The organism is Thermococcus atlanticus (assembly GCF_054657855.1).
Genome location: NZ_BAAHXX010000001.1, coordinates 1149342 through 1162494 on the forward strand (window position 1 = coordinate 1149342; position 13153 = coordinate 1162494).

Below are 13153 nucleotides of genomic sequence, written 5' to 3' on the forward strand. Positions count from 1 at the left end.
AACTTAAAGCCCTGCAGGAACATGGCTGAGAACTTTCTCGCCTTCTGGCTCCGGTTCATATATCCCAATCTCTCAGCCATCGAAGAGGGCGTCTTTGATGTTGAGGAGATTAAGAGGGATTACAGCCATTACCCGATCCAAAACATCCTTTTTGAAGATCCAAAGGGAAAGCTTGAGCTGATAGGCATCTACTCCACCGTCATTCACCTGATGAGGGAGGGCGAATTTGAAAAACTGGAAAAATTCCTGGGGGAGCTTTAACCTAAAACATCTCTCCAAGCTCGAAGACGACAAAACCCTCCTCTCTGATTTCTTCTTTGTCCTCAACGCTCCTTGCGATCAGGCCAAAAACCTCACTTTCTTCTCCGGTTCTGACGAGTTTCGCCTTCTTGGCGAGTTCCTTAAGCACCTCAAGGGCTTCCCGTTTTCTTAGATCCTTCCACTTGGCCTCGAAGAAGTAGGCCGTGCCCCTCTTAATTCCCACGAAGTCTATCTCTTCGCCCTTCCTCCACCATTTTCCGCCCCTCTCGAAGGCGAACCTCCTCCAGAGGAAGTCCTCCACAGCTTTTTCAAAAACCGGCCCCATGTAGTGGTTGAAGTTTCTCCTAACGTCCTCAAGCACTTCCCCGTAGAGCTCCCTTTCTATTCTCTCCCTGTTCGGATAGATAAAGCGGAACCAAAAGGCGAAGTAGTTGTCCGATATCTCATACCGGATGTTCCTCCTCCTTTCAGGCTCAAAGGCGGGGTGGAGCTTTTTAACGGCCCGTATCCTCGCGAGGTTGTCGAGGTAGCGCGAGACCGTTCCCCTGTCAAAGCCGGTAAAGTTAACTATCTCGCCGAAGCTCGTCTTACCGAAGGCTATCGCCTTGAGTATGGCGAAGTAGCGCGCCGGCTCCCGGAATTCCTGCCTGAGGAGAAACTCCGCCTTCATGTAGAGCGGGCTCTCCTTCCTGAGGAAGAGCCTCCCAACGTTCTCCCAGAAGGGGGCTTCATCGAACTGGTTCAGGTAGAGGGGTATCCCATCCGCAACGCCGTAAACCATCATCCACTCTCTCGGGGAATAGTGCGGCAGGAACTCCTTAATGTGCCAGTATTTCATCGGCTTAACGTCGAGCTGCATCGTTCTCCTTCCGTAGAGAGGACTTTTATGGCCGAGCAGTCGCTCCATCATTCCAATTGAAGAACCTATGAGGACGAGCTTTATCCGCGAACCCTGGAGGTAAAGGTCCCACGCCTTTTGCAGGAGCGATGGGAAAGCTGGGTTCGTGGCCACGAGATAGGGCAGCTCATCAATGACGACAATGCCTTTCCCCCTCTCCGCGAGGATTTTAAAAAGCTCAAGCCAGCCGAGGTCGGAGCGGGCTATCACTTCATCGTCGAGAAATTCCGCCACCTTCCCCCTGAACTCAGCCAGGTTCTCCCGCTCGCTTCTCTCGTCGGCAAGGAAGTAAAGGTGGGGAAAGCTCTCAACGGCTTTGAGGATAAGTGCAGTCTTTCCAACCCTCCTCCTGCCGTAGACGGCTATCAGCTCGGCTTTCTCACTTTCAAACGCCCTCCTCAATGCTTCAAGCTCACCTTTCCTGTTCAAGAATTGTTGCATCATGATTAGGCTAATCGCGTTGCAACTATTTAAGGATTTCGAAAGGCTTCTTTCCGTTGGAGGTAAAAGTTAGGTGGTGGTGTCATGTCGCTTTTGCCTTTGGCGGGAATGTTCATATTCGGAGGGAAGAAGAAAAGTCCTCTTGCTTTTGAAGGCCGCCGAGCTGACTGGAGAGAGCTTCACGTCATAGATGTTAGAAATTCCGTGTTTCTCTTTGGTGAGCTTCCTAAAAGAGACATAAACTGCTTCGTTGATTGAAATCGGAGAGATAACCAAGTCCCAATCTGAAGTCAGTATGTCTCTCGCCTTTGAAGTTAAGGATGTCGTGAAAAGAAAGTTGTAGATGATGTTGGCGTCAATGTATGTCCTCAAGACCATCAGCCTCCAGAGCGTAGTCCTCAACGGAAGCCTTTCCGAGTATTCCCATGTAGCTCAACGGGAAGTTTCTTGCGTTTTTTCTTTGATTTTAATTCAAGATAGATTCAAAGGGCTTCAATCTCAAGCTCCCTCTCAATGGCCCGTTTGGTCTCCTCACTAACCTTTCCGGGCAGTTTTACACGAAGGGTTACCTCTTCCATACTCCAACCGCTCTTAGTTTTGGGTTCATTGGATATAACCCTATCCCCTCATCACCTTCCACACCAGCAACGGGAAGACGAGCGTCGCATCTGCCCAAATCTCAACGTAGTCCGCCTTCGCCCTTATCTTGCCCCAGCTGACACCTTCGCTCGGAGGGGCACCGCTCAGAGAGCCGTCCCAGGGAATGGCAGTGGTAATGTATATCGCGTAGTCCGTTCCCCCTCTGAAGAGATTTGCGTTGATTATTGCGTGCTTCGGGAGAGAGCCGCCGAGGATTATCGAGGCGGTCTCCTTGGCGGTAACCGCTAGGTTGTTGAGCTTCACAATGTCGTTGGCTACGTCTATGATCAGTTTCCTGTCTCCGCGCTCTTCCTTGAAGAAGTAGAGCATGTCACCGATTGAGCCGTCGGTTATGGCCGGGCAGAAAATCGGGACGTTTCTCTTGTAGGCCCAGTAGATAACGCTCTTCTCCTTCTCCTTACCCAGCTTCTCGTCCATGTATCTACCGAGCTCGTGGATAAACTCGCTCGCCGTCAGGGGCCTGCCAGTTTCACGCTCCATCTCAAGAATTCTTTCGAAGAATGGAATCATGTACTTCTCAAACTCGATGTAGCGGTCATTGGGCACGAAGATGTTGCCGATTCTGTTTATGCCCTTTTCCCTGAGAAGGACATCGTTCACCTGCCAGTCGCCGAGGATGAACGGCTTTAGGGCCTTTATGAAGTCCTCCTCGATTCCTCCGGCGGTGGTTACTATGACATCAACTTTCCCCTCCTTCACGAGCCACGCAACCAGCTCTCGCAGGCCAGAAGAGACTATGTTGGAGGTGTATCCGAGGAAAACCCTGACCTCTTTCCCCTCAGCGCGCTTCTCCTCGACCTTGCGCCAGATTTCTATCGCCCTTCCGAGGTGCGTCGCCTGAAAGCCTATGCGGTGATAGTAATCGAGAACCTCTTCAAGGTTTGAAACCTCGTCCAGCCAGGGGCCTTCTATGGCCGTCCCCCCGACCTCTTCGCTCTCCTTGAGAACGATATCTTTTGGCCCGGTCATGATTTCAGGTTTGAAGGGGGGCGTATAAAGTTTTGGGAAAGTTTTTATTATCCAGCGAGCACCCTTAACCATGGGCATGATGACAGATCTGAATGACCTCCGCGTTCTCGTTACTGCATCATCCCGGGGAATAGGCTTCAACGTGGCGAGGGAGCTATTGAAGAGAAACGCGAGGGTCGTTATAAGCTCCAGAAACGAAGAGAACCTGAAAAAAGCCCTGGAGAGACTCTCGGGATATGGAGAGGTCTATGGTGTGGTTGCGGACCTCGGAAAACAGGAGGACATAGAAAACTTGGTCTCAAAGGCCTGGGGTGCACTCGATGGGGTTGATGCCCTCGTCTGGAACGCACCCAATGTCTCCTGCGAGCCCTGTTTGCTTCATGAGACCGACTATGGGGACTGGCTGGAGGCGGCGAAGCTTCACTCGATCGCTCCGGGTTATCTAACAACGCTCCTCGTCCGGGCGTGGCTGGAAGAAAAGAGGAAGGGTGTTCTCGTCTACCTCAACTCTGTCTCGATAAAGGAGCCGATGCCGCCGCTGGTTCTGGCGGACGTTACGAGGGCGGGGCTGGTTCAGCTCGCCAAAAGCGTTTCGAGAACCTACGGGAAGAGAGGGATAAGGGCTTACTCTGTTTTACTCGGCAGCTTTGACACGCCGGGCGCGAGGGAGAACCTCGGTAGAATCGCCGACGAAAGGGGAGAGTCCTTTGAGGAGACCTGGGAGCGCGAGGTTTTGAACAGAACGCCCCTCCACAGGACAGGAAGATGGGAAGAACTCGGCTCCCTGATAGCTTTTCTCCTGAGCGGGGAAGCGGAGTACATGCTCGGCTCGACCGTTGTAATAGATGGCTCGATGACGAGGAGCGTTCATCTATGAGCTGCCGGGACAGCAGACAGCCACCTTAAAATGCTCCAAGAGGAAATGAGAAAAGAAGGGCATCACATGCCCATGTCCATGCCGCCCATTCCGCCCATACCGCCGGGCATGCCTCCGCCCTGACCGCCTTCGGGCTTGCTTATCTTTGCCGCAATAACGTCGTCTATGCGGAGTATCATCACGGCGGCCTCGCTGGCGCTCTTGATGGCCTGCTTCTTGACGCGGAGAGGCTCGATGATACCCTTGGCGAGCATGTCGGCGGGTTCGCCGGCGAAGACGTCTATGCCTATCGCAACTCCCCTGTTCTTGTGCTCGCTGATTGCCTTGACGAGCATCTCAACGGTGTCGAGACCTGCGTTCTCCGCTAAGGTTTTCGGGATTATCTTGAGGGCCTCCGCGAAGTTCTCTATTGCAAGGGCCTCCTTGCCGCCGACCTCCTTGGCAAACTCGTCCAGCTTGATGCTGAGCTCTATCTCGCCAGCACCGCCGGCGGGAAGAACTGCACCGTCCTCCATGACATCCTTGGTGACCTTGATGGCGTCCTCAAGGGCCCTCTCAACCTCGTCGACCACGTGCTCGGTGCCGCCTCTGACGAGTATCGTTACGGCCTTCGGGTTCCTGCAGCCTTCGACGAATATCATGCTCTCGCCGGCAATCTTGCGCTCCTCAACGACCTCTGCATATCCGAGGTCCTCCGGGGTCAGGTCCTTAACGTTGGTAACGACCTTTGCACCCGTTGCCTTGGCGAGCTTCTCCATGTCGCTCTTCTTGACGCGCCTGACTGCTAAAATGCCTGCCTTGGCCAGGTAGTGCTGCGCTAAATCATCGATGCCCTTCTGGACGAAGAGAACGTTTGCACCGGTCGCTGCGATCTGGTCGACCATCTCCTTGAGCATTTTCTCCTCCTGCTCAAGGAATGAATAGAGCTGATCCGGGCTGGTGATGTTTATTTTTGCATCTGTTTCCGTCTTCTTGACCTCAAGGGCATCGTTTATGAGTGCTATCTTGGCGTTCTCGACCCTCTTCGGCATCCGCGGGTGGACCCTTTCCTTGTCAATTACAACACCACGGACGAGCTCGCTCTCCTCGACGCTCTCACCGGCCTTCTTCTCAATCTTGATGTTGTCGATGTCAACAACGAACTTCCCGTCCTTCTTCTCGGCGACCTGCTTGACGGCCTCAACCGCGAGCTTTGCAAAGAGCTCCTTGTGGCTCTCGGCGTTCTTGCCAGTGATTGAGGTCATGGCTATCTTCATGAGGGTATCCTCGTCGTCGGGAGTAACCTCTATGGCGATTCCGTCGAGTATCTCCTGGGCCTTCTCTGCCGCCATTGTGTAACCCTTGACTATGATGCTCGGGTGGATGTTCTGGTCGAGGAGCTCCTCGGCCTTCCTGAGGAGCTCGCCGGCGATAACAACTGCCGTTGTAGTACCATCGCCAGCCTCCTTGTCCTGAGTCTTGGCAACCTCAACCATCATCTTAGCAGCAGGGTGCTGAAGGTCTATCCTGTCGAGAATCGTGGCTCCATCGTTGGTGACAACGACGTCACCGAGGCTGTCGACGAGCATTTTATCCATTCCCTTCGGGCCGAGTGTTGTTCTAACCGTCTCGGCTATAATCCTTGCAGCTAGGATGTTTAACCTCTGGGCGTCCCTTCCGACGTACCTCTGGGTTCCTTCAGGCAGAATAACAACAGGCTGTCCGCTTAACTGTGCCATTTTACATTCCTCCTTGTATTTAACGGATGCGGTTCGTTAGTGCTATATAAAAAGCTTTGGGTCAAAAATTTCAAAGAAATATAATTTTTTTGAATATATGGCAGAAGATAGGGGCGAAAATTATGGAAAGGGCTAAAACCATTGCGGACGGATAAGACTCAGGGCATGAACCTGCGAATGCGGAGAGGTGATTCCATGGAGCTTATAAAACAGGGGGCCGAGGCCAAGATATATCTGGCGAACTTTGAGGAATTCTTCGGAGTAAACCTCCTCCCGGGAGAGAAAGTTGTGGTAAAGCACCGGATTCCGAAGCGCTACAGGATAAAGGAGATAGACGTCAAGCTGAGGAAGGAGAGAACCGTTAGAGAAGCGAGGGTTCTGCATCGTGCCAAGGAGTTCGGTGTGAACTGCCCCTACGTCTATGAGGTTGATATGAAGGACATGAAGATAGCCATGGAGTTCATAGACGGAGAGCGTTTGAAGGAACTTCTGGAGAGACTGCCGATGGAGGAGAGGCTTAGGCTGTGCAGGGATATTGGGAGGCAGATCGGAAGGCTCCACGAAGCGGGCATAGTCCATGGCGATCTGACAACGAGCAACATGATACTCCGCGAAGGAAGGGTCTACCTGATAGACTTTGGTTTGGCTGACTTTGACTCAACGCTCGAAGCGAGGGGCGTTGACCTGCACCTCCTCAAGCGCGCCATGGAGAGCACCCACTACACATGGTTTGAGAGGGGCTTTGAGGCCGTTCTGGAAGGCTACGCCGAGGTCAGGGGCGAGAAAGCCAGGAAAGAAATCGAGGAAAAAATCGAGGAGATAGAAAGCCGCGGTAGGTACAGGGAGAGGAGCTGGGTGGGATAGGCTCAGTAGATCAGGCCAAAAAGGAAGAGTGGAATCCGGCTGTTTCCGGTTAGTAGTCCATCCACGGCTGTGTAATCCTGCTTCTGGTACCTCCTCTTTCTCTCCCCGCCAACTTCTATTACCCAGTCACCAACTTTAAAGTCCGCAGTCTTTTCGCCCCGCTTCCCCTTTAGGTAGCATGGCTCGGTAACCCATCTTAAATGGTTTATGAAGAACTCTTCCCTCAAAGCACCCAGGTGAACATTAAAACCCTTTTTGGCAAAGAACATCCTGAGGGGAACGGTAAGGTAGAGTTTCGGTTCCTTTCTAACATTATCACAAGGCTGGAGGGCGTATATCAGCCCCGCCTTGGATAGATCATCCACGAGCCTTATAGCCATGTTCTTTGAAACTCCGAGTTCCCTGGCTATCGAGGAATAATTGACCTCAAATGGGGCCGATTTGGCCACAAGATAAAGCAGACGATACGCATCGGTCTCGTACTTCACGTTGATTTCCCTCAGAGCAGATAGGTCTTCAAGTATGACCCTCCTAATGGAGTTTTCAAGGGCATCGTAAAATCCGCTCTCTGGATAAAGTACCCCTCCCCTCTCCATGTATTCTCGCCAGAGGACGTGAAGTTCCATGTACATATTTGTAAGGTCAAACGGCTTGGAAATCACTTCTTCCAGCCGGTGGATCGGAACCTCCATGCCCTTTCGTATGTTCAGCCACTCCCTAAAAGATGTTGGCGGGAGTTCCCTGAGCACGACCCTGCGGGACAGATCCGCTCCTGAGTGTAGGATATCAATGGTGGATGAGCCGGAAAAAAATATTCTAACCTCGTGCTCGTCATATAGAGTTTTTAGATCTTCTGCCCAGCCAGGTTTTCTATGGATTTCGTCTATAAAAATATTCCTGTATCCCAGGGTGGAGAAGGCTTTGACAACCTCATAGAGAGAGAAAGGTTTTATAAGCGTGGAATCTGCCGAGAAGTATAGGCTTTTACTCGTTTCCATGGCAAACTGGAGCATTAGAACAGTTTTACCAACTCCTCTGAGCCCTTTGATGCCGATGTAGTATTCTTCATCTATCCTTCTGAGCTCCGGGTAAATGAAACGCTTCTTTGGAAATTTCCTTGCCCATGCCATCAACCGCCTGCTCGTTGCCACGAGGGAGGTCGATATTCTGTCTTCCATGGTGCCTACTACGCATCGGTTATTTATAAATCTTGTCCTCACACGAGGACGATATGCATGCATTTCGTCACTGTGAGGGGACAAAATGTGGAATTCATCCCTGCCTGAATGCTCTCAGAACCCTCTCGAATATCTCCCTCTCCTTCCCGCGCTTTCTCCTTGCGAGGCTTTCGACGATGAGCTCCGGGGTACTTCTCCCGAGCTTTCCGAAGACCGGCTGCCTGTCCACGATGAGGTTGAGGTTCTCGTCAAGGCCTTTGGCCTCTATTCCATCAACTCTCGCAAAGGGAAGCTCCTTCCTGAGGTCCTCCCCCAGGTGCGATACTATGACAACGTAAAAACCTTTTTCATGAGCTATCTTCAAAAGTTCGCCGATTATCCTGACAGCCGCGCCGGGCTCGGTTATGGCCTCGAACTCGTCTATGAGGATGAGCTTTCTGCCCTCCCGGCGGAGAGCTCTCACAAAGGAGCGGAGGGCCGTCTCAAAGGCCCCTGCTCCGTAGGCGCTCCTCTTCCTCCTGAAGAAGAAAACCTCCTCCAGGGGCTCGACCCAGGCCTTCTCGGCGGGAACTGGAAATCCCATGTGGGCGAGAAGGGTTATCTGCGTTATAAGCTCCAACAGACTTGTCTTTCCACCGCTGTTGGCACCGGTTAGAATGACAACCCTCTCGCCGTGAATATTGCCAGCGTTTGGAGCTGAGAACCCTTCAGGGAGGGTTCCAATGGAGTAGCTGACCGGCTGCGGGGTTTCTATGAAGAGGTGCCGCCCGTTGACGAAGGCTATTCCGCCCTTCCAGAGCTCTGGGAAGGAAAAGCCTTCGGTGAAGTCCTTCACCGCCAGCAGGAAGTCCAGCTCGTGAACCCGGACGAGTTCCTCCTTGAGCTTTGGAAGGAGGGGCATGATCCCCTCAAGCACCTCCCTGCTCTTCAGGTAAATCTCGACTCTGAGTTCCCTTTCAAGCTCTTCACGGAGCAGCTCCACCCTCTCCGGGGGTACGGTCACCGGATACAGCTCCTCCCGGGAGAAGAGCTCGACGGTGATACCGAGCTTTTCGCTCAGCTCGTTCTCGGTTTCGTTAATTAGATCAAGAATCTCGCCCTCGACCTCGCCGAAGTGCCTGAATATGGCCTCGTAGTTCCCGGCCTTCAGCTCCCCGAGGAAGTCGAGCAATTCCTTTCCGCTCAGCGTCAGGCTGAACTTCTCAAGCTTTCCCGCTATTGCCCCGTTAAGCTCGCGCTCCTTCTCCGCAACCAGTTCCTCCAGACCATCGAGGAGCTTCCCCCTTTCCATGACCTCCCCAAGTTCGTTCAGCTCACGGAGGATTTCTGAGGAAACGCTGCCCTCCCCGGTTAGCTCGCCGATCCTGGCAAGGGCATCGAGGGTTCCCCGGTTTTCCCACAGGGGCATTATGTAGAGCTCGGGGGCGATCTGCGAGGGCGTTAGCTCAACATCAATTCCATAGCCGACCGTACTCAGCACGAGGGGGTAGCCCTCGGCATCCTCCGGATCCGCCGAAACCTCACACAGTCCCAGGTTCTGGACCCTCTCAAACTCGCCTTCATCAACTATGAGAATCCTGTCGTGGAGGTAGTCTCGGCGGAACTTTATCGGCTTAACCTTAGCTATCCACTCCCTCAGCTCGGGGCGGATTTTGGGGAGCTTCTCTCTAAGGTAGCCCTGCCTGCGGAGAATTTCCTCTTCCTCGACGGTGGGTTCAAACCTCTCAAGGAGGGAAGAGCTCCGGGGGAGGACTAACCTCTTCCTTATCTCCTCCCCAATTGAGCGGTATATCGCTTTAGCCTCGGGGTTCAGCTTGAGCGTCATCGTTGAAAGAATGTGAAAAGGGCTAAAAAAGTTACCTGCTGCTGCCGGTGTGAGTGGCCTTCACCTTCTCCACAACGTGAATGCTCTCTATCCCTGTGAAGGGATACTGGCCGTGTTCATCCTTCTCCACAGCTTTAACCATGTCCCATATCGTCAGTAAAGCCACGGTTACACCTGTTAGAGCCTCCATCTCGACGCCTGTCTTGTAATATGCCCTAACCTCACAGGTCGCCTCGATGTAGTCCTCGCCGAAGTCGAAGGTTATGTCAACGCCCGTGAGAGGTATCGGGTGGCAGAGTGGTATGAGTTCCGGGGTTTTCTTGACGGCCAGTATTCCTGCGATCTGAGCTGTAGCTATAACGTTGCCCTTCTTGGTCTTTCCGGCCTTTATGAGCTCTATCGTCTCGGGTTTCAGTCTTATCCGCCCCTTTGCTACCGCCTTCCTGTAAACGACGTCTTTGTGCCCGACCTCGACCATCTTGACGCCCTTCTCATCGACGTGTGTGAGTTCCTTCATCGTGAAGCCCCCGCTTTGAATAAAAGAAGGGATCAGCCCTTGGCAACGCCCATCGGGCGCATCCTTGCCACGAGATTCGCTATGCCCGCTTGATGGACGACATTGACGACGTTGTCGACGCTCTTGTATGCACCGGGTGCCTCTTCAGCCACAACCCTGAGCGATGCCGCGCGGATGTAGATACCCCTCTTCATGAGGTCGTTTCTCAGTCTGTCGCCGCGGTACTGCCTCGTTGCGGCTTTTCTGCTCATCAGCCTTCCCGCACCGTGGCACGTTGAGCCGAAGGCCTCTCTCATTGATCCCTCCGTACCGGCCAGAACATAGCTCGCGGTTCCCATTGAGCCCGGAATCAGGACGGGCTGGCCGACGTCGCGATACGCTCTGGGAACGTCCGGATGTCCCGGCGGAAAAGCCCTCGTCGCTCCCTTCCTGTGGACGACCACCTTAATCCTCCGCCCATCCACCTCGTGCTCCTCAAGCTTGGCTATGTTGTGGGCGACATCGTAAACGATGCTCATCTCCATGTCCTCCGCTTTTCTCTTAAAGACCTCTTCAAAGCTCTCCCTGATCCAGTGGACTATCATCTGCCTGTTTGCCCAGGCGAAGTTTGCCGCCGCTTTCATCGCGCTGAAATATCTCTGCCCCTCTTCGCTCTGGAATGGAACGCTCACAAGCTCACGGTCCGGCCAGGGGACGCGGTATCTCCTTGCAGCCTTCTCCATTATCCTCAGGTAATCGCTCGCAACCTGATGGCCCAATCCCCTGCTCCCCGTGTGCTCCATCACAACGACCTGCCCCTCGAAGAGGCCATATGCTTTAGCTATTTTCTCGTCGAAGATCTTGTCAACGACCTGAACCTCAAGGAAGTGGTTTCCGGAGCCGAGGGAGCCGAGCTGTGGTGCTCCCCTCTGCTTGGCCTTCTGGCTGACCGCATCCGGGTCTGCCCCCTCCATCCTTCCGCCTTCTTCAAGGTGCTCAAGGTCTTCCTTCCAGCCGTAGCCGTTGTCAACGGCCCACTTTGCACCGTCCGCTAAGACGTCATCGAGCTGACTCCAGTGGAGCCTCACGCGGCCTTTGCTGCCGAGGCCACTTGGAACGTTTTTGAAGAGCGTATCGACGAGTTCCTTTATCTTCGGTCTCACTTCTTTCTCAGTAAGGTTGGTTCGGATTAGCCTGACGCCGCAGTTGTGGACAACTACGCCATTGGTTATGAAGTTGTGGGCACTGTGGTAGACGCCGATATCGTAGAACCTGTTGTAGCTCGGCTTAACTCTCTCGACCTTAACGACCCTTTCCGAGACGAAGCCGCCCTCGTAGCCCCTCTCGTGTGCGAACTCCTCAAACGTCGGGAAGTCTTTCGGAACGCGGGGTTCTTTATCACCTTCATAGACCGCTCTCTCAACGAAGCGCCTGTTCACGGTGTCTTTGACCCTGAGATAAGCAAGCTCAATACTTCTTGTTTCCCCGTAAACCTTCCTTGCGGTTTCAGCGGCTTTCTTTCTCCTGGCCTTGGCGTGCCCCTTTAAGAGGAGGTACGCGTAGGCGATCAGACCTTTTGCCTTCTTTTCAAGGTCATACTCGTAGTTTATCCTACCGAGGAAGTTTCTAACGCTCTCCTCACCAACGAGGGCGAGCCTGTATGTGATGCCCTTCTTTGACTTAACTGGGTATACTGTTGTTCTAACGCCGAACTCGGCAAGAAGCTTTGCTACATCTCCCATGAACTTCCTAAGGCTTTCCTCAAGCTCTTCGACCTTTGACTGGGTAAGGTTTATGGGCAATGGAGTAACGCCTTTGAACTCAACTATACTGCCGTCAGCCGCGAACAGTCCCGCCAGGAAGTTCCTCTTTATCCAGAGCGGGGCTTCCTTAATCCACTCCGGAATGGTATAAGGCTTCTCGGCCTTCCTGCCCCTCGGCATGCCGAGCTTCTCCATGAGGAAGGCAAAGCTCCTAGAAGTTATCCTTAGCTCGGCGGAGATGCTTTCTCCCTCGTATTCGCCGCTGACAGTCTCAATGTGATAGTTCCTCTCGCGCACGTAGAGGCTGGCGTTTATGCCGAGTCTCTCAAGATCCTTCCTGAGCTCCCTGAGAGTCCTTTCCTTCCCGTAGAAGCTGAGGTAAAGCCTTCCGTCCATCTCACCGAGGTGACCGTCACCAAGGGCAAAGCCAAGGATTCTCGCGAGGGTTCCAAGCCTTGGATCCTCCCAGCGGAGCGGTAGAAGACCCTTCCCCTTCAGGAACATTATCACCTGTTTATCTAAACCGTCAAAGTCCTTTTCATCAAGGAGAACGCCCTTTCTCTCCTCGAACTCAACGCCCTCGAAGGGATAGACGATGACCATGTCCCCCTCTCTGACGTTCCTAAGGTAAACGTAGCCCTCTGGTGTCAAAACAGGATGGTCCTTACTGCCCTCGATAACCTTTCCAGACTCGGTAACGATTCTCACGGCGAACTCTTCAGGCTCAACTTCCCTCTCTGCCACGAAGGCCACTCTTGAAAAATCGTTGTGGCCCTCATCGATGTTGTAAACCCTTAACCCCTGAAGTTTGAACTTCTCCGGCATTTCCTCAACTTTAACCCAGTATCCGTGCTCTGTGAGAACCTTTGAGCCCGGAGCAAGGCAGTTGATGTCGTAGCCCACTCCTCCGGGGCTTATTATTCCCTCTCTGGCATCAAACGCTGCAACACCGCCAATCGGGAAGCCATAGCCCTGATGGCCATCCGGCATGACTATCGAGTACCTATATATTCCCGGGAGCATGGCAACGTTTGCCGCCTGCTCAAGCGTTCTATCCGAGCGCATCTTCTCTATCAGAACATCATCCGCATAAACCCTGCCCGGAACCCTCATCCTCCTGTCGAACTTCGGGATCTCCCACCGTATCCTGTCTATTCTCTTCAGCGGAACCATCCTCTCACCCCATCTTAGATTACCCTGAAG

General features: G+C 53.2%; 10 protein-coding genes and 1 pseudogene. 4 read left to right on the forward strand and 7 right to left on the reverse strand.

Annotated features, from left to right (window positions below):
• Window positions 1-21: 21 nt before the first annotated feature.
• Window positions 22-261: pseudogene (locus ACYQ27_RS06080) on the forward strand (hypothetical protein); the annotation flags it as partial.
• A 1-nt stretch (window position 262) separates the two neighbouring features.
• On the opposite strand, the gene ACYQ27_RS06085 reads toward ACYQ27_RS06080, so the two are convergent.
• Window positions 263-1603: an ATP-binding protein gene (locus ACYQ27_RS06085; protein WP_460041267.1), complete on the reverse strand. Its 1341-nt coding sequence runs from the start codon at window positions 1601-1603 to the stop codon at window positions 263-265.
• An 81-nt stretch (window positions 1604-1684) separates the two neighbouring features.
• Here ACYQ27_RS06085 and ACYQ27_RS06090 point away from each other — a divergent pair, with 81 nt between their 5' ends.
• A complete protein-coding gene (locus ACYQ27_RS06090) occupies window positions 1685-1858 on the forward strand; it encodes a hypothetical protein (protein ID WP_456452768.1) in 174 nt (57 codons plus the stop codon).
• Window positions 1859-2218: 360 nt separating this feature from the next.
• Here the strand turns inward: ACYQ27_RS06090 and ACYQ27_RS06095 are convergent, their stop codons facing one another.
• Window positions 2219-3229, reverse strand: coding sequence for a deoxyhypusine synthase (locus tag ACYQ27_RS06095; RefSeq protein ID WP_460041268.1), 1011 nt, complete (start codon window positions 3227-3229; stop codon window positions 2219-2221).
• A 70-nt stretch (window positions 3230-3299) separates the two neighbouring features.
• Between ACYQ27_RS06095 and ACYQ27_RS06100 the strand changes: the two genes are divergently transcribed.
• A complete protein-coding gene (locus tag ACYQ27_RS06100) occupies window positions 3300-4106 on the forward strand; it encodes an SDR family oxidoreductase (protein WP_460041269.1) in 807 nt (268 codons plus the stop codon).
• Window positions 4107-4168: 62 nt separating this feature from the next.
• Here the strand turns inward: ACYQ27_RS06100 and thsB are convergent, their stop codons facing one another.
• The gene (gene thsB, locus ACYQ27_RS06105; RefSeq protein WP_460041270.1) at window positions 4169-5824 is read right to left on the reverse strand and encodes a thermosome subunit beta; all 1656 of its coding nucleotides are present in this window, start codon (window positions 5822-5824) and stop codon (window positions 4169-4171) included.
• A 195-nt stretch (window positions 5825-6019) separates the two neighbouring features.
• Here thsB and ACYQ27_RS06110 point away from each other — a divergent pair, with 195 nt between their 5' ends.
• Entirely contained in the window at window positions 6020-6688 is a 669-nt protein-coding gene (locus ACYQ27_RS06110) for a Kae1-associated kinase Bud32 (protein WP_460041271.1), read from the forward strand.
• A 2-nt stretch (window positions 6689-6690) separates the two neighbouring features.
• On the opposite strand, the gene ACYQ27_RS06115 is transcribed toward ACYQ27_RS06110, so the two are convergent.
• From ACYQ27_RS06115 to ACYQ27_RS06130, 4 genes are all read right to left on the reverse strand, one after another.
• A complete protein-coding gene (locus ACYQ27_RS06115; protein WP_456453593.1) occupies window positions 6691-7818 on the reverse strand; it encodes an ATP-binding protein in 1128 nt (375 codons plus the stop codon).
• A 142-nt stretch (window positions 7819-7960) separates the two neighbouring features.
• Window positions 7961-9691: a P-loop NTPase family protein gene (locus tag ACYQ27_RS06120; protein ID WP_456453594.1), complete on the reverse strand. Its 1731-nt coding sequence runs from the start codon at window positions 9689-9691 to the stop codon at window positions 7961-7963.
• Window positions 9692-9722: 31 nt separating this feature from the next.
• Window positions 9723-10208 (reverse strand): cyclic pyranopterin monophosphate synthase MoaC, encoded by a 486-nt coding sequence (gene moaC / locus ACYQ27_RS06125; protein WP_456453595.1) that lies wholly within the window; start codon window positions 10206-10208, stop codon window positions 9723-9725.
• 32 nt (window positions 10209-10240) lie between these two features.
• Complete coding sequence (locus tag ACYQ27_RS06130) at window positions 10241-13123, reverse strand: intein-containing RtcB family protein (protein WP_460041272.1); 2883 nt, start codon at window positions 13121-13123, stop codon at window positions 10241-10243.
• Window positions 13124-13153: the final 30 nt, after the last annotated feature.